Annotated in this window: 20 protein-coding genes and 6 tRNA genes (1 of these 26 running past the window's edge); 11 read left to right on the forward strand and 15 right to left on the reverse strand. The window is 45.0% G+C overall.

Going from position 1 to position 26,673, the window contains the following annotated elements; translation table 11 throughout:
* Positions 1-233 precede the first annotated feature (233 nt).
* From KUA48_RS03290 to KUA48_RS03300, 3 genes are read left to right on the forward strand one after another with little or no spacing between them, the layout of a single operon-like run.
* Complete coding sequence (locus tag KUA48_RS03290) at positions 234-1,001, forward strand: radical SAM protein (RefSeq protein WP_022120410.1); 768 nt, start codon at positions 234-236, stop codon at positions 999-1,001.
* A gap of 46 nt (positions 1,002-1,047) precedes the next feature.
* A complete protein-coding gene (locus KUA48_RS03295; RefSeq protein WP_153088404.1) occupies positions 1,048-1,869 on the forward strand; it encodes a bifunctional hydroxymethylpyrimidine kinase/phosphomethylpyrimidine kinase in 822 nt (273 codons plus the stop codon).
* A 48-nt stretch (positions 1,870-1,917) separates the two neighbouring features.
* Positions 1,918-2,856 carry a DMT family transporter gene (locus KUA48_RS03300; protein WP_153073480.1) on the forward strand — a complete coding sequence of 313 codons (939 nt, stop codon included), beginning with the start codon at positions 1,918-1,920 and terminating at the stop codon, positions 2,854-2,856.
* Between the two features lie 44 nt (positions 2,857-2,900).
* Here the strand turns inward: KUA48_RS03300 and KUA48_RS03305 are convergent, their stop codons facing one another.
* Positions 2,901-4,997, reverse strand: a complete 2,097-nt coding sequence (locus KUA48_RS03305) for a hypothetical protein (RefSeq protein WP_334649358.1) — start codon at positions 4,995-4,997, stop codon at positions 2,901-2,903.
* Between the two features lie 204 nt (positions 4,998-5,201).
* Here KUA48_RS03305 and KUA48_RS03310 point away from each other — a divergent pair, with 204 nt between their 5' ends.
* The 6 genes from KUA48_RS03310 (at position 5,202) to KUA48_RS03335 (ending at position 14,672) form a co-directional block, all read left to right on the forward strand.
* The gene (locus KUA48_RS03310; protein WP_228112664.1) at positions 5,202-5,975 is read left to right on the forward strand and encodes a helix-turn-helix domain-containing protein; all 774 of its coding nucleotides are present in this window, start codon (positions 5,202-5,204) and stop codon (positions 5,973-5,975) included.
* Between the two features lie 93 nt (positions 5,976-6,068).
* Positions 6,069-6,626, forward strand: coding sequence for a hypothetical protein (locus KUA48_RS03315; RefSeq protein ID WP_218433561.1), 558 nt, complete (start codon positions 6,069-6,071; stop codon positions 6,624-6,626).
* A gap of 136 nt (positions 6,627-6,762) precedes the next feature.
* Positions 6,763-11,757, forward strand: a complete 4,995-nt coding sequence (locus KUA48_RS03320; protein WP_218433559.1) for a RecQ family ATP-dependent DNA helicase — start codon at positions 6,763-6,765, stop codon at positions 11,755-11,757.
* Positions 11,758-12,289: 532 nt separating this feature from the next.
* Positions 12,290-12,895, forward strand: coding sequence for an HU family DNA-binding protein (locus tag KUA48_RS03325; protein WP_118416315.1), 606 nt, complete (start codon positions 12,290-12,292; stop codon positions 12,893-12,895).
* A 123-nt stretch (positions 12,896-13,018) separates the two neighbouring features.
* The gene (locus KUA48_RS03330) at positions 13,019-13,864 is read left to right on the forward strand and encodes an N-acetylmuramic acid 6-phosphate etherase (protein ID WP_218433557.1); all 846 of its coding nucleotides are present in this window, start codon (positions 13,019-13,021) and stop codon (positions 13,862-13,864) included.
* A 70-nt stretch (positions 13,865-13,934) separates the two neighbouring features.
* Positions 13,935-14,672, forward strand: a complete 738-nt coding sequence (locus KUA48_RS03335) for an SDR family oxidoreductase (RefSeq protein WP_218433555.1) — start codon at positions 13,935-13,937, stop codon at positions 14,670-14,672.
* Between the two features lie 5 nt (positions 14,673-14,677).
* On the opposite strand, the gene KUA48_RS03340 is transcribed toward KUA48_RS03335, so the two are convergent.
* The 12 genes from KUA48_RS03340 to nspC form a co-directional block, all read right to left on the reverse strand.
* Entirely contained in the window at positions 14,678-15,769 is a 1,092-nt protein-coding gene (locus KUA48_RS03340; RefSeq protein WP_218433554.1) for an esterase-like activity of phytase family protein, read from the reverse strand.
* Complete coding sequence (locus KUA48_RS03345; protein ID WP_218433552.1) at positions 15,756-16,391, reverse strand: 4'-phosphopantetheinyl transferase family protein; 636 nt, start codon at positions 16,389-16,391, stop codon at positions 15,756-15,758. Before KUA48_RS03345 ends, KUA48_RS03340 begins: the two co-directional genes overlap by 14 nt.
* 35 nt (positions 16,392-16,426) lie before the next feature.
* The gene (gene gldE / locus KUA48_RS03350) at positions 16,427-17,734 is read right to left on the reverse strand and encodes a gliding motility-associated protein GldE (protein WP_218433567.1); all 1,308 of its coding nucleotides are present in this window, start codon (positions 17,732-17,734) and stop codon (positions 16,427-16,429) included.
* Positions 17,735-17,795: 61 nt separating this feature from the next.
* The gene (locus KUA48_RS03355; protein WP_006849490.1) at positions 17,796-18,143 is read right to left on the reverse strand and encodes a single-stranded DNA-binding protein; all 348 of its coding nucleotides are present in this window, start codon (positions 18,141-18,143) and stop codon (positions 17,796-17,798) included.
* A 29-nt stretch (positions 18,144-18,172) separates the two neighbouring features.
* Positions 18,173-18,709, reverse strand: a complete 537-nt coding sequence (locus KUA48_RS03360) for a hypothetical protein (RefSeq protein ID WP_006849491.1) — start codon at positions 18,707-18,709, stop codon at positions 18,173-18,175.
* A 32-nt stretch (positions 18,710-18,741) separates the two neighbouring features.
* Positions 18,742-18,814, reverse strand: a tRNA-Gly gene (locus tag KUA48_RS03365).
* A gap of 20 nt (positions 18,815-18,834) precedes the next feature.
* Positions 18,835-18,918 (reverse strand) — tRNA-Leu (locus KUA48_RS03370).
* 24 nt (positions 18,919-18,942) lie between these two features.
* Positions 18,943-19,024 (reverse strand) — tRNA-Leu (locus KUA48_RS03375).
* A 41-nt stretch (positions 19,025-19,065) separates the two neighbouring features.
* Positions 19,066-19,138 (reverse strand) — tRNA-Gly (locus KUA48_RS03380).
* Positions 19,139-19,158: 20 nt separating this feature from the next.
* Positions 19,159-19,242 (reverse strand) — tRNA-Leu (locus tag KUA48_RS03385).
* Positions 19,243-19,303: 61 nt separating this feature from the next.
* Positions 19,304-19,376 (reverse strand) — tRNA-Gly (locus KUA48_RS03390).
* 203 nt (positions 19,377-19,579) lie between these two features.
* The gene (gene nspC / locus KUA48_RS03395; RefSeq protein ID WP_117728720.1) at positions 19,580-20,755 is read right to left on the reverse strand and encodes a carboxynorspermidine decarboxylase; all 1,176 of its coding nucleotides are present in this window, start codon (positions 20,753-20,755) and stop codon (positions 19,580-19,582) included.
* A gap of 108 nt (positions 20,756-20,863) precedes the next feature.
* Between nspC and KUA48_RS03400 the strand changes: the two genes are divergently transcribed.
* Both KUA48_RS03400 and KUA48_RS03405 read left to right on the forward strand, forming a co-directional pair.
* Entirely contained in the window at positions 20,864-21,472 is a 609-nt protein-coding gene (locus KUA48_RS03400) for a thiamine phosphate synthase (RefSeq protein ID WP_118155042.1), read from the forward strand.
* Between the two features lie 83 nt (positions 21,473-21,555).
* On the forward strand, positions 21,556-22,494 hold the full coding sequence (locus KUA48_RS03405) for a ribose-phosphate pyrophosphokinase (protein ID WP_006849494.1): 939 nt from the start codon (positions 21,556-21,558) through the stop codon (positions 22,492-22,494).
* Between the two features lie 249 nt (positions 22,495-22,743).
* On the opposite strand, the gene glgP is transcribed toward KUA48_RS03405, so the two are convergent.
* Both glgP and KUA48_RS03415 read right to left on the reverse strand, forming a co-directional pair.
* Entirely contained in the window at positions 22,744-25,302 is a 2,559-nt protein-coding gene (glgP, locus tag KUA48_RS03410) for an alpha-glucan family phosphorylase (protein ID WP_218433551.1), read from the reverse strand.
* Positions 25,303-25,407: 105 nt separating this feature from the next.
* A protein-coding gene (locus KUA48_RS03415) for a glycogen/starch synthase (protein WP_153072936.1) crosses the window boundary here: on the reverse strand, positions 25,408-26,673 show its 3' portion. 396 nt of this gene lie beyond the right edge of the window; 1,266 of the gene's 1,662 nt are visible here — the last part of the coding sequence; its start codon lies off the right edge, out of view; the stop codon is at positions 25,408-25,410.

Here is a 26,673-nt window from a genome sequence, read left to right on the forward strand (position 1 = left end):
CAGTTGAGCCAAGCGAAAAACTAAGCAAAACATCAACTTTTTTGTTTTTTTCTTTAAATCCGAATCGAAATCACCAAGAATCTCCCCGGATTGGAATGCAAAAGTACACAATCTATCGGAGATAGAAGACAAATGGTAAGGATAAATCGATTTTCAGTTGATTTATTTGTTCATTCCAACATTTTTTAGTACTTTTGCCCACCAAATAACGAATAAGTTAATAAAATAAGATTATGTCAACGATTATTTATCCATCACCGATATTCGGTCCGGTAAACTCCCGCCGTCTGGGAGTTTCATTGGGCATCAACCTCATGCCATCTGATGGCAAGGTCTGTTCATTCGACTGCGTTTATTGCGAATGCGGATTCAACGCCGACTTCCGTCCTAAGAAAAAGCGCCCTACCCGCGAGGAGGTAAGAGAAGGATTGGAGAAGGTTCTGAAAGAGCGCCACGACAACAACCAGCCTCTGGACGACATCACCTTCGCCGGAAACGGTGAACCTACGGGGCACCCAGACTTCAAGGGCATCGTGGAAGATACGATGGAACTCTGCAAGAAATATTTCCCTGAAGCACAAGTATCCGTACTCAGCAACGCCACCTATATATATAAGGAGGAAGTGAGAGAGGCGCTGATGCTCGTGGATAACAACATCCTGAAACTGGATACCGTGGATATGGATTACATCAAGAAGCTGGACCGCCCTCAGCAGCCTAACTACGACGTGAAGGATGTAATCAAATATCTGAAGATGTTTAAGGGGCACGTCATCATCCAGACCATGTTCCTGAGAGGTGACGGTTTGGACAATACCAGCGAGCATTTCGTAGCTCCTTGGCTGGAGGCAGTGAAAGACATCCAGCCTCAGCAGGTAATGGTTTATACCATCGCCCGCGAAACACCAGACAAGTTGCTGGAAAAGGCACCAAAGGAAGTTCTCGATGCCATCAAGGAGCGTGTAGAGGCTCTGGGCATCAAGTGTACAGCCAGCTATTAAGAGATAATCAGGATAAGAAAGAAAAGCAAGTAGAAAAAAAGAAAGAATGAAAGCGAAAAGTAATATCCTTATTATCAGCGACATGTGTGGCTACGGAAAGGTATCTGCCGCAGTTCAGATGCCTATCCTCTCTTATATGGGACTCGATGTGTTCAATCTGCCCACCATGCTCATCAGTAACACCTTCCCATACGGCAAGTATGCCATTCTGGAATGCACTTCGTATATCGAGGAAGCCTTGCAGAAGTGGAACGAACTGGGCATTCATTTTGATGCCATCACCACGGGTTTCATGGCTTCGGAGCGTCAGGCTAAGCTGGTGGCACGTTATTGCAGAGAACAGGCAGCACTGGGCACCGACATCTATGTGGATCCCGTGATGGGCGATTACGGCAAGCTCTATGGTGGAGCCAGTGAGAGTACCGTGAGATGCATGAAGGAGATGCTGAGCGTATCGCATCTCTGTTTTCCCAACTATACCGAGGCTTGTCTGCTGACGGATTCGGAATACAAGGAAGAGGGAATCTCGGAGAAGGATGCCTATGAACTGATAGATAAACTGAGAGCCATCGGTTCCCACTCCGTACTCATCACCTCGTGCATCGTAGAGGGTCAGCATGCCGTAGTAGGTTTCAATCATCTTACAAAAGAGTATTTCCTCCTGCCCTACGAAGAAATCCCCGTTCAGTTCCCGGGCACCGGCGACATCTTCTCCAGCATCATCGTGGGCAGACTGAAGGATGGCGATCAGCTTCGCCATGCCACCCGCATCGCCATGGATACCCTGCGCAACTGGATAGACATCAACAAGGATGACAAGGACAAGAACCGAGGTATTCCGATAGAAAGGCATCTGGGGGACTTGTAGATTGCCATTTAGCAAACACAGAAGCAAGGGAATACCAATTAAATTATAATGGAAAAGAAAGAAACAAATACACTCAGTATATTTCAGCGACCGGTATGGGTAAGCCTGTTCGCCCTTACGGCTGCTATCTCGTGGGGATGGGCTTACCCATTGATAAAAATGGGAATGGAGGAATATCAGATTACAGCAGACATGACCGGAAGCAAGATGCTTTTTGCCGGCATCCGCTTCTTCATCTCCGGCATCATCATCCTTGCCATCGCAAGAAGTTCACACCGTGAATTCGGATTCAAGAAGAAAGCTGTTCAAGAAAATGTCTGGTTCCTTCTCCTCTATGCACTCCTCAACACCACCCTTCATTATGCCTTCTTCTATTTCGGACTCTCGCATAATGCAGGAGCACGTTCGGCGATACTCAATTCTATGAGCGTCTTCACGGTGGTTATCCTTGCCTGTATCTTCTTCAAGAGCGACAGGATGACGTGGCAAAAGGCATTGGGCTGCATCATCGGATTCCTAGGCATCCTAGCCTTGAACCTTGGCGGAAAGGAAAGCGGTAGTTTCACTTTCCTGGGCGATGGTATGATTATCCTCAACGCCCTGTGTGGAGCCAGTGCTTCCCTGCTGACCCGAGGATTGAGCAAGAGAGTGGATGTTTTCGTAGGAACCGGTTATTCGCTGAGTATCGGTGGAGCCTTGCTGGTGATTCCTGCATTGTTAATGGGTGGCTATCTGCCAGTCATCAGCCTCTGGGGCATCACCATCCTTCTGCTGCTCATTGCCATCTCAACCATCAGTTTCGCTCTCTACAATAAACTATTGAGCTGCAATCCCGTAGGAAAGGTAGCAATATACAATTCGCTCATCCCCGTAGTAGGAGCCATCACCTCCTGCCTCTGTCTTGGTGAAACCTTCTACTGGAAGTATCTGATAGCAGGCGCATTGGCTACTGCCGGAATTTATATCATCAATAAAGGGAAGAAATAAATTCCAGCTGTTGCCAATGCAACCCATATAGAAAGCAAAGCCAACTATTTCAAGATACCCGTTTCTCGCTCCTCATTGTTGATATTCCGCTGTATCTTACGGTATTCCTTTCCCCGATTGATATTCCAGGCAACACCGATACGGAGCAAATTACCTCCCGAATTGTCATAACCACGAACCTGCTTACGGAGTAATGCGTTGACGATTTCTGCAGAATAGGATTTCGGATGAGCCATAAACGGATTATGCATATAGAGCGTAAAATCGAAATCACCTATATGATAACTGGCTGAGGTTGCCAATGAAGGTGGATTATGCCCGATGTTCTCTCCCTCCATAAAGTTCCAACCGTTATCAGCATACAGCATCACTGTCCATTTTCCCCAATATCCCTGTAATGTTCCACCATAATTATAAGCAGTATAACAATAACTGTACTCATCGCCCTTATTGAAAAAACGGTAAATACCTGCATTCACAGAGAATATAAGGTGGTCGGGGATAATGTCAAACCGGGTATCATTCGTAAGATACAACATATTACAATGGGGCTGATTCGTCTGGGAATAAAGAAACTGATCATTTTCCGTGCGGGTGTATTTCGCCAAATCACAATGACGATTGATGCGATAATTCAAGGTAAAATCAGTATTTATCCTTGGTTTACTGAAAGAGAATACCACCCAGTTCTCATATCTACTGCTAGGCTTAAGCGAAGGATTACCCACAGTCCATTCCATACTGTTCTTTCGAATACGGGTATCCGAAATCATAGCTATCTGCGAAATATGCTGTGATAATTCACTTCCCAAGCGGATCTGAAACGAAGATGTCAAGGAATAAGCCAATGTGAGTTTCGGACGACAAAGCCAAAAACTAAATTCCTCATCTCCCTGTCGATAAGACTGATTACTCAACCCGAAGCCAGCCACATAAGTTAAACGGGATGTTCCTTCCTTGAATTGTCCCAAACTTCCCTTGATTTGTGCAAAACCATAAATACCCAATGAACGGATACCATTCTCGCTAACCACATCACCCAAATACTGATTATCCATATATTTCCAGTTCAAGTTGGTTCCTGCAGAAAAAGTAAAGGGTTTCAACCGGTTTTCATAGATAGCCTCGGCTATGAGCGAATAGGTCTTTCCATCTACCTGATATTGATAGGGGTCGCCCTCACCTTCATAATAGGCTCCTTTGGTGTGGATATAAGTGCCCAAAACATCTGCCGACAAAGACTGATGCTTGCCCAACTGATGATAGAAATACAAATCGAGAGCAGGAGTAAAGTTCCTACCCTTGCTGGTTCTGTAAACAGGATATGCAGGCTTTCCTGATTCAGAAAACCACACCTCATTCGATGTATAAGGCTGATTGCAGAAATCCGTGGTAAGCGTTGTCTGGAATACATATAATGCAGAATCAGCCAGATTATACTTCAACTGCAATGTATTACCATAATTTTGAGTTGCCCCATTCATGATTTTTCGAGATATCTGATACTCAGAACCATCATGTAGAAGATACTGAGCATCCTCATTATATTCGGATGCCTTATTATTCACATAAGTCTGCTCATATAAAATATTCAATTGGCTCTTGCCCCTATTGACAGATGCATAGACATCGTTCGAACCGAGCTTGGTAGTTAGCGCATTGGTCAAGTTGAAGCCCAAACTGCCACCCGATGAAGCCCTGCGGGTATGAATATCTATCACGTATGCAATATTCTTTCCATATCTTACGCCAGGACTGTCGATATAATCTACACTCATAATAGAAGCTACATCCAGCATCTGCACGTCATGTATATTGGCGAGAATGCCATTGATACGAATCTGCACTTCTCCCTTATGATCGGTAGCAGAAATGGAACGGCCAGCCTCATCAACCCTAATATGAGGCAAAGCCAACTTTCCTAAAAGCGAAAAACCAGAAAAAGAACGCTGCTTCTGAATATCGCTTGGGAATATCAACTTGCCATCTTCCTTGTTGACTACTCGTGCCGCCTTCACAACAACCTCTTGCAAGGCTATAGAATCATTCGATACCTTCTGGATCTCCTGGGCACTTATTTCTGCACAAGAGATCAATGCCCACAGCATCACCATAGCTGTTAACAATTTACTTTTCGTCATTGTCATCATATACTTTTTCTAAAACTTGTTTTCTGCTGCAAAGGTATCAAAAAGAGAAGACCGAAGCGAAAAATATGGCTGACATGAGTCTGACATTTATCAATTAACGAATATTATATCTAGTTTTATACCATCTTTCATAGAATTTCTGTACTTTTGCATTTGATTCTTTAAACAGTATATCATTTAAACAGAATAGATAATATGAAACTGAAAGCATATCATTCCATCCTCATCTTCGCCATCCTTGTGATGTCTGCGGCATTCTCCAGCGTAAGCAACTACCGCAAGGCACAGTATGCCATTGTACAAGATATGAACAAAGCTTTGGCTCTGACTCTTCAGGAAAATAAATATCAATGGATTACGCCTGATACCATCCAGAGCTACCGCTCACATCTCAGCATCGACCTGCTGAAGTCGACCAGTAATCTCTGCTATGTGATGGAAGACAGAAGAAGAGGCAAGAACAATTTCCAGCTGGTAAATAGCGCCAACCTGCTCAGCAGCAAAGAGATGCTCCTCAACGAGCATTCTATCCAAAGTTATGCCAACTGTTCGATGGCAGATGTTTTGAGTATGAGCAACCAGCGGACATCTTTGACGCTTACCCTCATGGCTATGATTTGGGCAATTGCATCGCTATACTATCATCGCAGAAAACAACCCTGGAATCATGAGGCCGATATGTTCGGCACCATGTGCTATTCTCAAGACGAGGATTCCTTCTACAATCAGGAAAGCGGACAAGCCATCAAGTTTACTCCGATGCAGCACCAACTGATGCAACTCTTCTTCAACAATACGCATCATCAACTCTCCAAACAGGAGATTTGTGATGCTCTTTGGCCCAAGAAACCGGATGCCAGCGAAACGCTCTATACCTTGATTCGCCGTATCAAACCGGTGATTGAGCAGAATAGCAACCTCATGATTGAGTCGGAAAGAGGCAAGTCTTATCGACTGATTATCAGATAAGTTCAGAAATGTCAGTCAAATGTCATACTTATTATTTGGCAGTTTCCCATCTTCTTCATACCTTTGCAGCTAAAATATAAAAGTGGCAAAGATATGAAGAAGATTTTTTTGATAGCAATTGTCTTGCTGATGATGATAAACTTCATCATCAACTATCATCATGAGGTTACAAAAGAGAAGCATACACCGATGGCGGATTTCAAGACCAAAGTAGAGATGGCGCCCATGAAGGAATACAATGATCCTGACTTCGGCTACGTTATCAAGTATCCTTGCTTCTTCCAACAGGAGGATACTTCGGTATCGGGATACCAGGGCTATGCCCGCTTCTCATTCACCAATCATGCCAACATCATCCTGGAGAGTTACGTTACCCCCAACTATAGCAACACCCTTCAGGCTTGTGCCGATTCTCTAGCCCAGAAGCTTCATTCGGAAAGGACGATGCAGGCATCGAATAAGGCATTCATCCTCTCCGGTCCTGTTTATGAAAACGGAGTAAGAGTAGATGGCTACAGTCATTACGATAAATTCATCAAAAGTGGTAGAATACTCTTCGTCTATTCCCTCACCTATCCCGACAGTTACAAGCCAGCCATGCCCCGACTGTTCAAACTCATAGACGACTGGAAGGTTTTGGGTGCATATTAATCTGCCTTGAAGATATCCTCACAAGCCTCTTGGAATTGTATAAAAACAGCTTTCAAAGAAGATAAAAGCACTTGATTATTTGCATATATCAAATAATAATTGTACATTTGCGGTGTAAATATAAACATCGAAGATTATGTCAATATTCAGTCGCCTCTTTGGAAGGAAAAACAATCTCACCGTAAGCTCTGACATCAAGAAGGAAGATGCCAGAAGCAGGAACATTGCCTTCGTGGATACCGAAGTGGGACTGAAAGACCATAAAATACATGACATCGGAGCATTGCGTTATGACGGAGCCAACTTTCACCAAGCATCACAGACGGCACTGAACAAGTTCCTGCAAGAAGGAAAGGTTGACTATATCTGCGGTCATAACCTCATTCATCACGATGCCCGCTATCTCCAACTCAACGGCATACTGATAGATACCCTCTATCTCTCCCCGCTCCTCTTCCCCAAGCGCCCTTACCATCATTTGGTAAAGGACGACAAACTAATGAGCGAGCAGATGAATAATCCTGTCAACGACTGCGAGAAAGCCAAGGAGCTTTTGATGGACGAAATCGCTGCATGGAATCAGTTATCAGAAAGGAAAAGGAAAATCTTCACCTTGCTGCTCCAGAATGAAGAGGAATTCAGAGGATTTCTGATGTATGTGGGAGCCATCGAAAAGGATGATGCAATCAGAGACGTTTCAGAATTCATTCTTTCTGAATACAAGAATCATATTTGCGCCCATGCCGACATTCCGGCTCTTGCAGCCCAGTCTCCTTGCGGCTTGGCATACGCCTTGGCTCTCATAGGCACAGACGATTACCAATCTGTAACCCCAGGTTGGGTACTCTTCCATTATCCCGAAGTAGAACATATCATCTATATGCTCTGCCATACCCAATGCACCGATGGCTGCGAGTATTGCAACCGCATGCTCGACATTCATCACAACCTGAAACAACTCTTCGGCTATGATGCCTTCCGTACCTATGACGGCGAACCGCTGCAGGAACAGGCATCGCAGGCAGCAGTGGATGGCAAGTCATTATTGGCGATATTTCCTACAGGTGGCGGCAAGTCGCTCACCTTCCAGTTGCCAGCCTTGATGGATGGCAGAACCATACATGGACTCACCGTGGTTATCTCGCCTCTGCAGTCATTGATGAAAGACCAGGTAGATAACCTCGCAGACCGCGGCTTCACCGATGCCGTAACCATCAACGGTCTCCTCGACCCAATCTCCCGCTCCCTAGCCATCGAACGAGTACAGAGCGGAGATGCCACCTTATTATATATAGCACCAGAGATGTTGCGCTCCAAAACCATCGAGCGCATTCTGATGGCACGGCATGTGGTGAGATTCGTCATTGATGAAGCTCACTGCTTCTCTGCATGGGGACAAGACTTCCGTGTGGATTACCTATATATCGGCAAGTTTATCAAGGAATATCAGGAACGTAAGTTTGGCAAGGATGCTATGGCCCGCAATCATGGTCAAACCCTGATACCCGTATCTTGCTTCACCGCCACTGCAAAACAGAAGGTGGTGCAGGACATCTGCGACTATTTCAAGCATTGGCTGGGTACCGACCTCCAGCTCTTCGCCTCATCAGCCTCACGTACCAACCTGCACTATTCCGTTATCCACGTAGATAGTGACGGCAATAAATACAATCTCCTGCGCTCGTTGGTAGAGCAGGCTGATTGCCCTACCATCATCTACGTATCCCGCACCAAGCGAACCCGTGAACTCGCCCAAAAACTGACACGTGACGGCATATCCGCCCTGCCCTATAATGGCAAGATGGATGCCGATGAGAAGATACACAATCAGGATGCCTTCATGAGCGATAAGGTAAGAATCATCGTTGCCACCTCCGCCTTCGGCATGGGAGTAGATAAAAGCGATGTGGGGTTGGTTATCCACTACGACATCTCCGACTCTCTGGAGAACTATGTACAGGAGGCTGGACGTGCAGGAAGAGACCCACACCTCAATGCCAAATGCTATGTACTCTATAGCGATGAGGACTTGGACAAGCACTTCATCCTGCTCAACCAAACCAAGCTGAGCATCAGCGAGATACAACAGGTATGGAAAGCCATTAAGGATTTTACCAAGCAGCGTCCACATGTAAGTTGTTCGGCACTGGAGATAGCCCGTCAAGCCGGTTGGGATGACTCGGTATCCGACATAGAAACCCGTGTCCGCACCGCCCTTTCTGCTCTAGAACAGAGCGGATACATAGAGCGTGGCAACAACATTCCGCACGTCTATGCCACAGGTATCACCGTCAAGAACATGGACGAGGCAAGACTTCGCCTCACCGAATCACCCCTGTTCTCGGAAGATGAGATGCAGAATGCCATCCGCATCATCAAGTCGCTCATCACCCAGAAGCATATAGCCAAGGCACAGGATAGCGAGGCTGAATCCCGCATCGATTACCTCGCCGACATCCTAGGACTCAGCAAGCGAGACGTCATCTCCTCCGTTGACAGAATGCGCCAGGAAGGCATCCTTGCCGATACCCGTGACATCTCTGCCTATCTGCAAGACATCAGCGACAAGCAACGCAAGCCTCAGCAGATGCTGGAAAACTTCGCCAAACTGGAAAGATACATCCTGGAACATATCCCGGATGAATCGCTGCACATCACATACAAGCAACTCAATGACTATGCCGTACACGACGGCATCAACACTTCAACCGAAAAGAAAATCCGCACACTGCTATACTTCCTGGCAGTAAAGGGATATACGCACAAGAAGGAAGACGGCGTCCGCAATCTCATCGTAACAAGAGACAAGGACATAGAGACCATCATCAAGCGATTCGAAAGACGAATTGAAGTTTGCCGATTCATTATCGAAAGACTATACAGCCTGGCTGAGGAAAACAGTAAAACTATAACAGAAGAGAGCAACAATAGCTCTTCTGTAGATTCAAAAGAGAAGCCTCTTCAATTCTCGGTAGTCGAACTTCTGAACGATCTGAAATCCAGCAACCAGTCACTCTTCTCCGACTTCTCTTCCCTGCAGTTGGAAGACGTGGAGGAAGCCTTGCTCTATCTCTCCAAGATAGGAGCCATGAAGCTGGAAGGAGGATTCCTGGTGCTTTACAATGCGATGGCAATTAAACGCATCAAGGAACCTCGCCTCCACTATAAGCAGGAGGATTACCGCATGCTCAATGAATTCTACAAGCAGAAGATTCAACAGATTCACATCGTGGGCGAATATGCCAACCTGATGGTAAGGGATTACGACGCCGCCCTGCAATATGTGCAGGATTACTTCCAGATGGACTACCATCGCTTCATCTCAAAATACTTCAAGGGCAACCGGGAGACTGAGATAGAGCGCAACGTAACACCTTCGAAGTATAAGAAACTCTTCGGAATACTCTCCAAGCGACAGAAGGAAATCATCGACGACCACGAGTCCCGCTGCATCGTAGTCGCTGCCGGTCCTGGCAGCGGCAAGACACGTGTGCTCGTACATAAGCTTGCCTCTCTCCTGCTACTGGAAGATGTAAAGCACGAACAACTCCTGATGCTCACTTTCTCTCGTGCAGCCGCTACCGAGTTCAAGCAGCGACTGATGCAACTCATCGGCAATGCCGCCCATTTCGTAGAAATCAAGACCTTCCATTCCTACTGCTTCGACCTGTTGGGCAGAGTTGGCAATCTGGATGAGGCAGGAGATGTGGTTAAGCAAGCCGCCGAAATGATTAACAATGGAGAAGTGGAACCCAATCGCATCAGCAAGACCGTGCTCGTTATCGACGAAGCGCAAGACATGAGCAAGGATGACTATGCCCTTGTCTCTGCTCTGATGAAAGCCAACGAAGAGATGAGGGTGATTGCCGTAGGCGATGATGACCAGAACATCTATGAGTTTAGAGGTTCCAACTCGCGGTATCTCTATGAACTGACCCAGACAGAGCACAGCCGTTTCATCGAGATGACGGAGAATTACCGCAGTCTTCGCCACATCGTGGATACTGCCAACGATTTCGCCCGCAACATCCGCCAACGAATTAAATCTACCCCTATCATCTCCATGAGTCAAGAAGATGGAGAGGTAAGAATCGTGAAGCATCCTTACGAGATTCAGGAGAAAAAGGTTTATATGTATCAGCCTATCCTAGAAGACGTTACGCGATTACTAAGAAGTAACGCTTCAAAAGAAGCCGATGCATTTTCCCACAAGAAGAACGAAACCATCAGCATCCTCACGCAGACCAATGAGGAGGCTGTCATCATGCTGGCTCTTCTTCACAGCCATGGTATCAGGGCCAAGCTGGTGCAATCAATGGACGGCTTGCGCTTCTGGAATCTGGCAGAGGTAAGATACTTCTTGAAGAAGATAGACCAAGGCATCAAGGAGACGAAATCCCCTATCATCCCTGATGATATTTGGGAAGCAGCCAAGCAGCAGACATTCCAAAAGTATGCCACCAGCCAGGCATTGCCATATCTGCGCCGCAGCCTTCAGATATTTGAGCAGACCAATCGTGCCAAATACTACAGCGACCTGAGGGAGTTCGTGTTCGAATCATCAGTAGAAGACTTCTGTGACATCTCGAAATCAGACATCGTGGTCAGCACCATCCACAAGGCAAAAGGCCATGAGTTCGACCATGTACTGATGCTCATTACCCATCCCGAGCATCCTACTGATGACATACTGCGCCGATACTATGTAGGTATGACCCGTGCCAAGCGTACGCTTGCCATCCACACCAACGGCAATCTCTTCGACTGCCAGAAAAGTGCCCAGCATCTCTATGATGCCCAAGCCTACGATGAGCCCAACGAAATAGTGCTTCAACTCTCACACAAGGATGTAAACCTGGGCTTCTCCAAGCCTCACAAGGACGCTATCCTTTCCTTGAGAAGCGGTATGCCGCTAACCTACCACGACCATTGCCTCTGTCTCCCATCAACAGGCAGAGACATATCCCAACTCTCCATCAAGATGAAGGAGAAACTAGGCAAATGGGAGTTGAAAGGCTACAAGGTAACCGCTGCCCGAATCCGCTTCATCGTGGCATGGAAGTCAAAGGATGCACCGAGGGATGAGCAGGAATCCGCCATCGTGCTCGCTGATTTGGTAATGAAAAAATAAGGTAAGCTCCTGGAACCTTATCTACAAGCACAACCTACGATAAGTATTCTTATCCACTAAGAGAATTAGGCTGGGATATTGATGAAATCATCAACCCTGTACTCTTCTCCCCAAAAGAATGGGAGGAGAACCATTATACCTTATTCAATCATAACGTAAATAAGAAAGGAATTGCAATATGATGAAGGGAGTTACAAATTTTACTGCACAACAACTGTTTTACGCTCGCACAACACGTGTTGTGCAAGCGCATAACAGCTGATATGCAAGCGCACAACAGCTGTTGTGCGACTGACGGAAGTGACTTTCCCGGCAACATATACTTACTGTTCCAACAACTTATCCTATTTCTTCCGACAACTTATAAAGGCTTCTTACGATGCTTATTCCTATTGATAAGCAGTTCTAACCCACATCAATAACACCGCTCATTCGTATCAATCAAACCGCTCATCCATATTAGTGCCATTTTTATTTGGTAGTTTAAGAATAAAAGATTACCTTTGTATCGCTAAACAGAAAGAAGAATACGATGGCTATTAAATATGAAATCCATTATCTTCCCAATGCAGGAGGAAATGAAGAAACTCGCCGATTCGCCCATATCTTTGAGCAAACAGCTATGACTGACAAGGAGATGATCAGCCGAATCGCCAGACATAGCTGTCTGGGAGAAGGAGAAGTTTCGTCCGTACTCATGAAACTGCGTGATATCATAGAAGAAGACCTGCAGGATGGAAAACGTGTCAACATTCCGGAAATAGGTTATCTCTCGCTCTCGGTAGATCTGGATATGGATGAACTGAAACCCGACAATAAAGTGAGAGCTGAATATGTAAGCGTAAGAGGCATCAAGTTTCGCCCCAATGCAGACCTGCTGAAACAGGTGAAATATAATACCCATTTCGAGAAATCACAATATACTTCCCGCTCCTACCCTTTCTCTGAAGATGCATTGAAGGAGAAAATAAGAGAGTATCTGAAGCATAACCGTTCCATTAACAGAAAAGTACTGGAAGCGGAATTTCATATCCGTAAACAGACAGCACTCAACTGGCTGAAGAAACTGGAAAAATCCGGTTTCCTGATTAAAGAAGGTTCACGCAATGCTCCGGTTTATTTCCTGGCAGAAGAATAGGAGCCCAGCGGATGATAGGTCTCATCATGATAGAACTCTCTAGATGACTGCAAGCCATAGCCTCCGCGACCATCTAGGCTTCATTACATTAAATCTACACCCTAAAGATAAAGATAAAGTAATATGCCAAATAAAGAAGAAAAGAGAATAACAGAGCAGAGCTCGCTCTACGAACATCTGGAAAAGATGAGCGTGGATGAACTCACCGCTCATATCAATGCAGAAAACAAGAAGGTGGCTCTGGCAATAGAAGAAGCATTGCCTGCCATCAACCAACTGATTTCCGCCATCGAAGGGCAGCTGAAGAAGGGCGGAAGGCTCTTCTATGCCGGTTGCGGAACGGGCGGAAGACTGGCTACGCTCGATACCATCGAAGTGCAGAACACCTATGGCATCGACGGTTCGCAGATACAAGCCATCTTCCCCGGAGGCATCGGCTGCCTTACACAAACCAGAGAATCAAGAGAAGACGACCTGGAGAATGGCTGGCATCAGCTCTGCGACAAGCATATCTCAAAGCATGATTTCGTGCTGGGCTTCTCTGCAAGCGGCACTACTCCCTTCGTGCTTTCCATCTTGCAGCATTGCAAGGAGGCAGGTATTCCTACGGGATGCATCGTCAACAATCCCCATGCTCCCATCGCCCAAGCAGCCGATTATCCCGTAGAAGTAATCACGGGACCGGAATTCGTAACGGGAAGTACCCGCATGAAAGCCGGTTCATCGCAGAAGATGATTCTGGATATAATCAGCACTTCCCTTCAGATAAGACAAGGACGGGTGGAAGGCAACAAGATGGTGAACGCCAAGCTTATCAATCATAAACTCATCGACCGTGCCTGCCGCATCTTCATGGAACGCAATCCGCAATATACGGATTACGAGAAAGTGAAGCAACTGATACTGAAAGCAGGAAGCGTGAAGAAGGCGGAAGACTTGCTGAAGAGTAAAAGCGATTTAGATATTTAGATAAATTTAGACCAAACTTCACCTTATTTAAATAGAACTATCAAGATTTCACCTTATATAATAGAACTATATGGCAAAGAAAGCAATTGTAATGGGTGCCACATCGGGCATAGGAATGGAAGTGGCAAAACTGCTTGCTGCAAAAGGATGGCAGGTCGGAATTGCCGGAAGAAGAATTGAAAGATTGCAGGCTCTGATTTCGCAGAGCGGCATTACCTGCTACCAGCAAATAGACGTGACTTCTCCCAATGCTCCTGCCCAACTTCTCGAACTCATCGAAAAATTGGGAGGCATGGACCTCTACTTCCATAGTTCCGGCATTGGCTGGCAGAACAACTCGCTGGATATAGAAAAGGAAATGAAGACCCTAGAAACCAACGGCTTGGGATTCACAAGAATGGTGGATACGGCATTCAACTGGTTTGCTACTCATCATCAGAACAATTCAAAAGCCCGCATTGCCTGCATCTCTTCCATTGCAGGAACCAAAGGTCTCGGTGCCGCCCCAGCCTACTCTGCCACCAAGCGATTCCAGAACCATTATCTGGAATGCCTGTCGCAGCAGGCACGGATGCGCCATCTCCCTATCGCCATCACAGATATCCGACCAGGCTTCGTAAAGACCGACCTTATCGCAGGCAGCAGCTATCCGCTGCAGCTCAAACCGGAAGATGTGGCGAAGCATATCGTGAATGCCATCGAAAGCGGAAAGGAAGTTAAGGTGATAGACTGGAGATATGATATTCTCGTCTTCCTCTGGCGACTCATTCCTAGATGGTTATGGACGAGATTGAAGATTACAACATAACAACTTTATTCCTTTCTGATGACAATCGTCTTGAACCAGTCTTTCAATACTCCAGCATATTGATCCTGCGAATCAGACAGCAGGATGACAACCTGGGAACCATCTTCTAACTTGGGTCCCAGACACATACCTTCGTAATTGGCAAAGGAACGCTTGGAAAGTGACAAGCCGGTTTTCCATTCCGCGAGCAATCTCTTCTTCAAGAAAGGAGTATCTGATGAAAACTTCTCTTTCAAAGCAAACTCCTCAGAATTCAAAGGATTAATCTGATAGAGTTTACACTTGCAGAAAGCCCCAATCTTAATCTTCGGGATAAAGGCCTCACGCTCCAGAACCAGAAGCTGTCCATCGGGCAAGGCGCAAAGCTCACTCACCCCCATCACATAGATATCTGCTTTCTTATGGGTAGAAGGTTGATCCATCTGATAGGCATAGGCTGTCATGTAACGAGAGTTCTTTCCCCAATCAAACCTCATCAAACGAAGCTGGTTGGCCAACCCGTTTTGAGGAGTAGCAGGCTGCCCGTCCTTGCGGAGCGTGCTCTCTGGTATCGTCCAGAGATACTGCCGGATGGAATCAAAAGCCAGAGACTCAAAATTATAATTTGGATAAAAATCAGAAGAAGGCCATCTGCTCTCCCAAAGGGTCTGCTGATAGCTAATCTTGGGAGCATTAGCCGAAGTAGGCAGAACAGGATACTCCTTTAAACGGCAATATCCTTCGCTAGCTATCACCAAGGTAGAATCAGAAACCTTCACGATGGCTTCGTGGTCAAAGCCTTTCTCCTGCCCTAACCAAGGCTTGCCGTCGTTCAGAGTTCCATCTGTTCTCTCGGTAAAGCCAAGGTTCTCTACCTGTTCCAATTCACCGGTCTTGGGATTCACCTGAATCCGGAAGTTGAAGTACAGGGCACTATCCGACTTGTCGCTTACCACCGCATAGATATCATCATGCAGATGAGCAATGCCACTGTAGTTGCCCGCAGTCACGGTTTTCGGAAAAGCTTTCTGAGGATTCTCTCTCACTACTTTCCATTCCTGTGCCCCAGCCAATAGACTGGATGCCAGGAAGATGGACAGGATATTACAACGCAGCATAGGTCAGTACAAACTCCATGGTTAATTCGAAATCTACATGCGCCGTCTTCCTGCTCTTGAGATTCTCCACATCACACGACCAGTCTGCCATCGTGTCAAACGGCTTCACCCGCATATCCTCAAACATCAGGTTTTCCTCTGAGAATAACTTAAAGACCGTTTCCTTGGCACACCAATGCACCAGCTTGGCATCCAGATCTTCCGCCTTCTCATCCTTGCGCAGGAATTTGGATGCGATGCGCTCTACCCTATCGCTGAAGTATTCGATATCCACCGCCACTTCCTGATTTTTGGAAAGGATAAGCGCAGCATAACCCTTGGTATGCGAAACGCTGATATGATAACCACGGAACAATGGCTTTCCAGCCTCGTTGTGGGTAATGTCACCCGCATGAGAAAGCAAGCCCTTGGAAGCCCCGTTCGTCTTGAGCATCTCATACATTAATGCACGAATGGCAAGAAACTCCAGTTTCCTGCCATCGTTCTTATATTTCTCTTCCACCTGAGAGCGGTAAGCCTGCAGATGAGGATACTGCCCGAACAACTGTTCTACAGTTTCATCCATCTGCCATAAACCAAGACTCACTCCCGGATAAACTTCTCGTATATTGACAACTGCCATATTTTTTATATTCTGATATTGATGAATACTGATGATTACTTAGAAGAATCCTCCACGTTATCTTTCAAAGGATGTACCGTCACCTTAATCTTGCTGATGCGACGCTCCTCTATCTGCATAACCTCGAAAGTATAGTTCTTATAATCTATCTTCTCGTGCATACTTGGGAAATCGCCCTTAATTTCCAAGAGCAGACCAGCCAGAGAATCAGCATCGCCCTCAACCTCCTCGAACTCTTCGTCATCTACATTCAGGATTTTGCAGAAATCAGAAAGAAGCGTTTTACCTTCAAAGATAAAGGTGTTGTAATTTAATTTCGAGTAGAACTTCTCCTCCTCATCGTATTCATCATTGATTTCACCTACAATTTCCTCCAGAATATCTTCGAGAGTAACAATACCCGATGTTCCTCCGAACTCATCTACCACAATGGCGATATGAACCTTGTTGTCCTGGAACTCGCGAAGCAGATCATCTATCTTCTTGGTTTCAGGAACAAAGTAAGGAGGACGAATCAGGCTCTGCCAACGGAAGTTGGAAGACTTCGTAAGATGAGGCAATAAGTCCTTGATATACAGTACACCACGAATATTATCTGTATTATCCTGATAAACAGGAATACGACTGTAGTTATTTTCCTCAATGCATTTCAACACTTCTGGATAGGTGCTGCGGATATCCAGGTCAACAATATTCTGTCGGCTGGTCATCACCTCCTTGGCTGTTTCATCGCCAAAGCGGATGATACCCTTCAGCATGCTCTGCTCGTCCTTGATATCATTCTTATCAGTCAGTTCAAGAGCCTGTTCCAAGTCATCAACACTTAGCACATGATTTTCTTTCTGTATAATCTTTTCTGCAAGAATTCCACTTTTCAGCAAGATAGTTTCTAAAGGCCAAAACAGCTTTCTGGCAAACAGAATTCCCCCTACGCACCGGCGACAGAACTTCAGAGAATCCTGGCGGGCATACACTTTCGGCATAATCTCACCAAAAAGCAAAAGCAAGAAAGTAAGAATAACCGTAATAATCAGGAACTGAAGCCAATAAGCTTTAGGACCAAACTCTACGATTCCTGCGAATACATAATTAAGGAGCATGATGATTGTGACATTCACAAAATTATTGGTTATCAAAATGGTAGCCAACGTACGTTCAGAATCATCACGCAACATCTGTATTTTCTTATCGGCATCAGTCTTTTCATCCTCAAGTTCCGCAACATCAGTTGGTGATAAACTGAAAAAAGCAATTTCGGAACCACTGGCAAAAGCAGACATGCCTAACAATATAGCTGCAAGTACAGCAGCTACAATAACCCCGGCGGAAGGCTGCATCAGCATCACATCACCGAAGGCATCAGTTATGGTGGATATATCCAATTTCTGAGCTAAAAATTAATAATTATTGTTCTCTAGTAGCAGGGCGAGTACTCAACATCTCCATATTATCTACATAGATTTCTGTAATATATTGTCTTCTACCCTGCTTGTCATCATAGGAGCGGTAGCGGATTCTTCCTTCCACATAAAGGCGGTCACCCTTATGCACATACTTCTCTACTACCTTTGCAAGCCCACGATAAAAAACAAGATTGTGCCAATCTGTATGGTCTGGCACTTGGGTACCATTAGGCAAAGTATATCCTTTCTCTGTAGTTGCGAGAGAGACCTGAGCTACTGCCTGATCTGCTTCGAAATAATGAATGTCAGGATCTTTACCTACATTACCAATTAGCATAACCTTGTTCATGACACGAATCTTTTAAATTTCTGAATATTTTATTTCCACATTCCCAGATAGCGGAAATGGAAATTCTTACCTTTTGCAGATGGGAACTGGCTGCGTGAATCTACACAATCGCGCAGATAATCTACGATGCGATTGTAACAATCCAAACCTGATTCAGCTTTAACATCCGCAACGAAATGAGTATCACGGTACTCAAACTTTCCTGTAGCCGGTACCATCACAACACGCTTGAAATCAAGTGATCCTTCATACCAGCCTGGAGCCTCTTGAGCCAAACTGGCAACAACAGGATTCTCCATTCTCTCTGCAGGAGTAGGAGTACGCAATGCTTTCTTATCCTTAAAATCCTGCATAGTTTGCGCCGTAGTCTTTATCACAATAAAATAAACACGTGGGCGTACCTTATATCTTTTTGGATACGTCAAATCGCTAGCGGCATATTCACGAACATCTGCCTCTAGCTCCGCATCCATCTCAATCTCAGGAATACTCTTTAAAAAACCAATAGCATCATCAACACTAGTAACTAATGTCTCCTGATCAAAATATCTTAAATATAAATTCATAAATGGGTATGTTTCTCGAGTTCAAAAAAAAGAGCGGAAAACGGGACTCGGACCCGCGACCCCAACCTTGGCAAGGTTGTGCTCTACCAACTGAGCTATTTCCGCTTATAAAACAACAATAAAAGTGAAGAGGAGGAGACTCGAACTCCCACGACACAATTGTCACTACCCCCTCAAAGTAGCGCGTCTACCAATTCCGCCACCTCTCCAACACTAAGCTAATTTAAACATTGTGCCCAAGACAGGACTCGAACCTGCACGTTGTGAAACACACGCACCTGAAACGTGCGCGTCTACCAATTCCGCCACTTGGGCCCTAAACTTAAACCTATCTTGGTTTAATACAAAAATGATCGAGCGGAAAACGGGACTCGGACCCGCGACCCCAACCTTGGCAAGGTTGTGCTCTACCAACTGAGCTATTTCCGCTTGTAAGATAACAATACCAGTGAAGAGGAGGAGACTCGAACTCCCACGACACAATTGTCACTACCCCCTCAAAGTAGCGCGTCTACCAATTCCGCCACCTCTCCAAGTATATTGCCATCAATTATCTAACCAAGATAAAACTTGATGTTGTTTTCAAAAAAAATGAGCGGAAAACGGGACTCGGACCCGCGACCCCAACCTTGGCAAGGTTGTGCTCTACCAACTGAGCTATTTCCGCAGTTTTTCCTATTACTTAGGAGCATTCCTCTGAATGCGAGTGCAAAGGTACTACTTTTTTCTGAATTACCAAACTTTTCTTCGATTTTTTTGAAAAAAAATGTGCATTTTGCCCTTTTTAGTGAGCAAAACACACATTTTAAGCCTTATTTTGCCGTTTTTTAAACTCATCCGGCAGAAAAATCGGGAAAAATGAAAATTATACTAATCCATCCTACTGCGATAATCTTCGTAGCTGAAATCTCTTAGAGTTTCCAATTTTCCATCTAAATGTACGATTCCTATTGATGGATGAGTGATTCCATTAAAGGTATTTGTCTTTACCGTAGTGTAATGCAGCATATCTTCGAAAATAACATTCTCGCCTATTTGCAATTCATGGTCAAATTTCCAGAAACCCATAAAATCTCCACTCAGACAACTGTTGCCACCTATTCTATATATATGTGCACCCTCAGGAGCCTTCGTCGGATCATCAACCTCCAGGGTTTCTGCATTTCTGACAGCTGGCATATACGGCATCTCCAGACAGTCGGGCATATGACAGGTAAAACTGGCATTTATGATAGCTGTCCTGATACCTTTATCCTCAACCACATCTACTACTTGAGTTACAAGCGGCCCGGTCTGCCACCCAAAGGCACTACCAGGTTCCATGATAATTTTAAGATGAGGATAACGCTGATGAAATCCCTTTATTATATTAATAAGGTGTTCCACATCATAATCCTTCCTGGTCATCAGATGACCTCCACCGAAATTGATCCATTTCAGCTGCGGAAACCAAGGAGAGAATTTCTCTTCGATATGAGCTAACGTACGTTCAAAGACATCCGCCCCACTCTCGCAGTGACAATGACAATGGAATCCTTCTATATCTGAAGGCAAAGTTTGAGGCAATTTATCTGCCGATACACCGAATCGGGTTCCAGGTGCACACGGATTATACAGCAATGTTCCGACTTCAGAATATTCCGGATTTACTCTCAATCCCAGTCTGATGTCAGAATTTGCCCTACGAGCCCGTTCATGATATCGCTCATATTGCGTAAGCGAGTTGAAAGTAAGATGACTTGAGCATTGAGCTATCTCATCAATCTCATAATCGGTATAAGCCGGCGAAAAAGTATGCGCCTTACTGCCAAATTCATGATACGCCAGCTTTGCCTCGCTAAGAGAGCTGGCCGTGGTCGAAGAAATATACTCTCTGAAAATCGGAAATGTCTTCCAAAGAGCATAAGCCTTAAAAGCTAGAATAATTTCCATATCGGCACGCTCAGCCACACTCTTGATGAGCGACAGATTGTGTCGCAAACGTTCTTCCTCTAAAACGTAAATTGGTCGATGAATCTCATTAAAATTCGCTAAATTTACTTGCATAACTTGATAAATATTAATTTTATGGTGCAAAGATAGCTTTTTATCCCGAATATAATTGCTAGTTTGCGTTTTTTTTAATACTTTTGCATCATAAAAATCATTTTGACGATGAAATTAGCGATAATGACCAAGTCCACATTCTTTGTGGAAGAAGATAAAATACTATCCTCGCTGTTCGACGAGGGCATGGACAACCTGCATCTTTTCAAGCCAGGTTCGTCACCAATGTATGCTGAGCGACTGCTCACGTTACTGCCTGAAGACTATCTTCGCAAGATTACTGTTCATGATCATTATTACCTCAAACAGGAGTATGATTTAGCAGGAATCCATATAGACGATCCGCTAGCACCGGTACCGGATGGATACAAAGGCAAGTTCAGTCGCACCTGCACAGATCTCTCGATGCTGAAAGAGATGAAGAAGAAATCAAACTATGTGTTTCTGAAAAACATCTTCGACTGTATTGAGTTTAAAGATGAAAAGTCTTCCTTCAATCTGCTGCAGCTTGAGAATGCAGCCAAGGCAGGACTCATAGACAAGAAGGTATACGCCTTGGGAGGCATGAGTCTGGAAAATCTCAAGATTGCCAAGGAACTCGGATTTGGAGGAGTAGTAATCTGTGGAGATCTCTGGAACCGTTTCGACATTCACAACGAGCGCGATTTCAAAGAGCTGATTCTTCACTTCGAGAAATTGAGAAAGGCTATCAGCTAATACTGAGGTTCCCGAAAAAATATTCATCCCCCTACATGAAAATAGATAAAAATAACTATTAATACACATAAACACTAATAGAAATGAGTGACAAAAACTCTTTTTTGGTATTCTCTGGTACTAACTCGAGATACCTTGCAGAAAAAATCTGCGCTAGTTTAGGTTGCCCACTGGGTAATTTGGTTGTAACCAAGTTCTCTGATGGTGAATTTGGCGTATCTTTCGAGGAGTCTATCCGCGGACGCGATGTTTTCCTCGTACAGAGCACATTCCCTAATTCAGACAACTTGATGGAGTTGCTCCTGATGATTGACGCAGCAAAGCGTGCTTCTGCCCGCAATATTATTGCTGTTGTTCCTTACTTCGGATGGGCCCGTCAGGATCGCAAGGACAAACCACGTGTCAGCATCGGCGCTAAACTGGTAGCCGACTTGCTCAGCGTTGCCGGTATCGACCGTCTCATCACCATGGATCTCCATGCCGACCAGATTCAGGGCTTCTTTGATGTTCCTGTAGATCACCTCTATGCATCTGGCGTTATTTTGCCATACCTGCAGAGCTTACGCCTCAAGGATATGGTCATTGCTTCTCCAGACGTTGGTGGTTCTAAGCGTGCCAACACTTATGCTAAGTACTTCGGCTGCCCTCTCGTGCTCTGCAACAAGACTCGTGCTCGCGCCAATGTAGTAGCAAGCATGCAGATTATCGGTGATGTAAAAGACAAGAATGTTGTCATCATTGATGATATGGTCGATACAGCCGGTACTATCACGAAGGCTGCCGACATCATGAAGCAGGCTGGTGCAAAGACTGTTCGTGCATGTGCATCTCACTGCGTGATGAGTGGTCCTGCATCTGAGCGTGTTCAGGATTCAGCTCTTGAGGAGATAGTATTCACTGATTCCATCCCTTACACCAAGCGTTGCGCAAAGGTTAAGCAGATTTCTATTGCAGATATGTTTGCAGAAACCATTCGCCGTGTTGAGGATAACGAGAGTATCTCTTCCCAGTATCTGGTATAAGGAAATATCATCATACAAGTTTACAAGGAGTCTTTCTTTTTAAAAAGGAAGACTCCTTTTTTATGATTCCATTCTTCCCATGTTTCTAATCTACATTCACTTTTCACAATTCACAATTCACTTTCCACAATTTACTTTCCACAACTACAATAACACTGTTCATTGTTCGATTTCAAACAAAAAAAATCCTGTATCCCAAAAAGAGATACAGGATTCATATATTTATAATGTGACAATGTCGCTATTATATTAGTTCAACCACTTCACGTAGCAGAAGTCCTGACGGTGTGGCAACTTATCATTCTTAGGATACATACGTACGCCTGTCTTGAATGAACCAGCATTGATTGGCTCAATCTCAGCCTCGAATGTAAAGTTGTTACCCTCGTGACCAACCATCTTGAATGGATAAACAGCATAAATCTGCTTGCCATCCTCTGGCTGCTCCTTCAATACAACAAGCTCCAAACCTACTGCATCGTTCAAGCCCTGCTCATCGATAACATACTGAACCTTGATCTTCTGACCAGTCTCAGCAGCCATCAGCATGCAGTCGTCCTTAGATACAACGTGGATACCATCCCAACGCTCTGCAACGCTCTCTTTCCAGAGTGCAATCTCCTTAGCAAGTGCATTGTCGTTAGCGCTCAACTTCTTGAAGCGGGCAGCCTCCTTATTGTAGAACTTATCATAGTAGTCATCCAACTGGCGCTTCATTGTATAGTGAGGAGCGATAGTAGCAATAGAGTTCTTTACTACCTGGATCCACTCCTTACTGAAGCCTTCCTTATTCTTGTTGTAATACATAGGGATGATGTCGTTCTCCAAGAGGTTGTAGATAGTAGCAGCATCAAGCTGATCCTGGTAACCCTGGTTCTGATATGTACGCTTCTCAGGAAGAGCCCAACCAGCACCCTCGCGGTAACCTTCTACCCACCAACCATCAAGTACAGAGAGATTGACAACACCATTCATCTCAGCCTTCTCGCCAGATGTACCAGAAGCCTCCAATGGACGTGTAGGAGTATTCATCCAGATATCAACACCTGAAACCAGACAGCGAGCCAAAGTCATGTCGTAGTCCTCGAGGAAGATAATCTTGCCGAGGAACTCAGGACGCTGACTGATTTCGAAAATCTTCTTGATCAAGCCCTGACCTGCACCATCAGCTGGGTGAGCCTTACCTGAGAAGAAGAACAATACTGGGTGCTCAGGATCGTTAACGATCTTAGACAAGCGTTCCAAGTCGGTGAAGAGCAGGTGAGCACGCTTGTATGTAGCGAAACGACGGCAGAAACCAATCATCAAAGCGTTAGGGTTGATACGCTCGAGCAAAGATACTACACGAGCAGGATCACCCTGGTTCTTCAACCATGTCTGGGTGAACTTCTCACGGATATAAGCTACGAGCTTCTTCTTCAATGCCATACGGGTATTCCAGATTTCTGCATCTGAAACATTGTAGATGGCATGCCAGATTTCCTCGTTGCTCTGGTCGTTCATGAAGTTCTTGTCGAAATATGTATCGTAGAGCTTACGCCACTCTGTTGCTGTCCAAGTTGGGAAGTGAACACCATTGGTTACATAACCTACGTGGTTTTCCTCTGGGAAGTAACCCTTCCAGATATTAGCGAACATTTGCTGGCTTACCCAACCGTGAAGCTTACTTACACCGTTAACCTCCTGGCAAGTGTTGCATGCGAATGTAGAGAGGCAGAAACGCTCGTTGTGATCATCTGCATTTTCACGACCCATACCGATGAACTCATCCCAAGAGATACCAAGACGCTGTGGATAGCCACCCATGTACTTGCCGAAGAGAGCCTCGTCGAAGTAGTCATGACCAGCTGGCACAGGAGTGTGAACAGTATAGAGAGAAGAAGCGCGAACCAACTCGAGAGCCTGGTTGAAGTTCAAGCCATCCTCCTCGATATAGTCGCAGAGACGCTGCAAGTTGCAGAGAGCAGCATGACCCTCGTTGCAGTGATAGATATCCTTCTTGATACCCATCTTCTTCAATGCGAGCATACCACCGATACCGAGCAGAATCTCCTGCTTCAAACGGTTCTCCCAGTCACCACCGTAGAGAGAGTGAGTGATAGGACGGTCGAACTCTGAGTTCATATCATTATCTGTATCCAGGAGATACAACTTGATACGACCTACATTCATCTGCCATACGTATGCATGTACCTGATAGTTTGTGTAAGGTACATCAACTACCAATGGGTTACCATTCTCATCATATACTCGCTCGATAGGGAGAGAGTTGAAGTTCTGAGCATCATAGTTAGCAATCTGCTGACCATCCATACTCAAAGACTGCTTGAAATAACCATATCTGTAGAGGAAACCAACAGCACACATATCCACGTTGCTGTCAGAAGCCTCCTTCAAGTAGTCACCAGCAAGCATACCAAGACCACCAGAGTAGATTTTAACCACCTGGTTAATACCATACTCCATGCAGAAGTAAGCTACAGATGGGCGCTTAGCATTAGGTTTCACATCCATGTACTCGCGGAACATCTTATAGACGTTCTTAACCTTAGCCATTGTCTCCTTGTCCTTAACAATAGCCTCCTTGCAGTCGTAGCTCAAACGCTCCAAGAGCAATACAGGGTTAGCATTGCACTTCTCGTACAAATCAGCATCGAGGCTCTTGAACAAGTCACGACCTTCATAATTCCATGCCCACCACATATTGTGAGCAATCTCATCCAAGCACTTTAACTCCTTAGGAAGGCTTGATTTAATGGTTGTCTCCTTCCATTGAGGAGCATTAGCATAGTCTGCCTTAATTTTCATTGTGTTTTATTTTTAAGATGTATATTTTCTATCTTGCAAACATAGCGATTCTTGCAGAATCCAAATATTTGTTTTATGGCTTACGCCATCAAGAGAGAGAGATTATTATTTCTTCATACGAACTTCAGCCTTGCGCAGGGCAAAGTCATAAGCATCATAGTAATACTCGATAAAGTGTTTCCACAATGCTTTTTCTGAAAGAATCTCAGCATTTTTACGACACTTGTTCACCTGTGTCTTGGTGAATCCCGAGTACTTAGCTACGGTATCCTTGATAGCATCAGCTACCTCAGAATAATTATAGTCGGTACGCTTGATAACCTTCACACCATCCTCTATCTCACTGTAACTTCCCTTCTCTGAGTTAGCCCAAAGACCGAAGCCAGCCAAATCGGTGGTGATACAAGGCACCTTGAACGCAACAGCCTCCAATGGAGTATATCCCCATGGCTCATAATAAGAAGGATAGATACAGAGGTCATTACCCAACACTACATCATAATAGCTCTTGTTGATAATGCCATCATCGCCTGTCAAGTAGCAAGGTAAGAATATCAGTTTCACCTTGTCTTCCTTATTATTATGCATGTTGAAGTACTTCAGCATACCCAATACATTATCATGACTCATATTATGCAACCAATGGGTAATCTCCGGAACCTCCAATGGCGTATCAAACTTCTTACCGCTATTCAGACGCTCCAACAGATCCTGACGTGGATCTCCTACCCAACCAGGTACGTCAATGAATGCCAATACATTCTTCTTCAAATTGTTGTCACGAAGCAAGCGGTTCATAGCCTCAATATAAACATCGATACCCTTGTTGCGGAACTCGTAGCGTCCGCTGGTAGAAACGATGAGCGTATCATCATCCAAATCTGTACCCATCAAAGCATTGGCTACATCGAGCAAACGCTTTCTTGCCTCCTTACGCTTCTTTGTAAAGGTACTTGCTTTAGGTACAAAACTATTGTCAAATCCATTAGGCAAAACGAAATCTACCGGTTTATCGAGCAATTCCTTGCACTCGTTGGCAGTAATATCACTCACTGTTGTGAAACAATCAACATACTTAGCAGTCTGCTTTTCTATAGAATGCTTGCTTTGCATATTGAGTTCCTGCGCCATCTGATCACCATTATAGGCAAAAAGATAATCATAAAGAGGCTTATTATTACCGGCAATACTACGACCGATACTTGTAGCATGCGTGGTGAACACAGTAGCCACCTCAGGAAGATGCTTGTTCACATAGAGCACACCAAGTCCTGTCATCCATTCATTTCCATGATAGATAACTTTCTTGCCTTTTCCAACAACATGTTTGTAGAAACTCTCTACTACCAGAGCGGCAGCATAAGAGAACAT

Source organism: Segatella copri (genome assembly GCF_019249795.2).
In the GTDB taxonomy this organism is placed as follows: domain Bacteria; phylum Bacteroidota; class Bacteroidia; order Bacteroidales; family Bacteroidaceae; genus Prevotella; species Prevotella copri_B.

Coding starts and splice junctions, on each gene's coding strand:
- KUA48_RS03325 (WP_118416315.1), top strand. CDS start 12,290: ATGGCTATTAAATATGAAATCCATTATCTTCCCAATGCAGGAGGAAAT.
- KUA48_RS03330 (WP_218433557.1), top strand. CDS start 13,019: ATGCCAAATAAAGAAGAAAAGAGAATAACAGAGCAGAGCTCGCTCTAC.
- KUA48_RS03345 (WP_218433552.1), bottom strand. CDS start 16,391: ATGGCAGTTGTCAATATACGAGAAGTTTATCCGGGAGTGAGTCTTGGT.
- KUA48_RS03400 (WP_118155042.1), top strand. CDS start 20,864: ATGAAATTAGCGATAATGACCAAGTCCACATTCTTTGTGGAAGAAGAT.
- KUA48_RS03355 (WP_006849490.1), bottom strand. CDS start 18,143: ATGAACAAGGTTATGCTAATTGGTAATGTAGGTAAAGATCCTGACATT.
- KUA48_RS03405 (WP_006849494.1), top strand. CDS start 21,556: ATGAGTGACAAAAACTCTTTTTTGGTATTCTCTGGTACTAACTCGAGA.
- KUA48_RS03320 (WP_218433559.1), top strand. CDS start 6,763: ATGTCAATATTCAGTCGCCTCTTTGGAAGGAAAAACAATCTCACCGTA.
- KUA48_RS03335 (WP_218433555.1), top strand. CDS start 13,935: ATGGCAAAGAAAGCAATTGTAATGGGTGCCACATCGGGCATAGGAATG.
- KUA48_RS03315 (WP_218433561.1), top strand. CDS start 6,069: ATGAAGAAGATTTTTTTGATAGCAATTGTCTTGCTGATGATGATAAAC.
- gldE (WP_218433567.1), bottom strand. CDS start 17,734: ATGCTGATGCAGCCTTCCGCCGGGGTTATTGTAGCTGCTGTACTTGCA.
- KUA48_RS03300 (WP_153073480.1), top strand. CDS start 1,918: ATGGAAAAGAAAGAAACAAATACACTCAGTATATTTCAGCGACCGGTA.
- KUA48_RS03310 (WP_228112664.1), top strand. CDS start 5,202: ATGAAACTGAAAGCATATCATTCCATCCTCATCTTCGCCATCCTTGTG.
- KUA48_RS03290 (WP_022120410.1), top strand. CDS start 234: ATGTCAACGATTATTTATCCATCACCGATATTCGGTCCGGTAAACTCC.
- KUA48_RS03360 (WP_006849491.1), bottom strand. CDS start 18,709: ATGAATTTATATTTAAGATATTTTGATCAGGAGACATTAGTTACTAGT.
- glgP (WP_218433551.1), bottom strand. CDS start 25,302: ATGAAAATTAAGGCAGACTATGCTAATGCTCCTCAATGGAAGGAGACA.
- KUA48_RS03340 (WP_218433554.1), bottom strand. CDS start 15,769: ATGCTGCGTTGTAATATCCTGTCCATCTTCCTGGCATCCAGTCTATTG.
- KUA48_RS03295 (WP_153088404.1), top strand. CDS start 1,048: ATGAAAGCGAAAAGTAATATCCTTATTATCAGCGACATGTGTGGCTAC.
- nspC (WP_117728720.1), bottom strand. CDS start 20,755: ATGCAAGTAAATTTAGCGAATTTTAATGAGATTCATCGACCAATTTAC.
- KUA48_RS03305 (WP_334649358.1), bottom strand. CDS start 4,997: ATGACGAAAAGTAAATTGTTAACAGCTATGGTGATGCTGTGGGCATTG.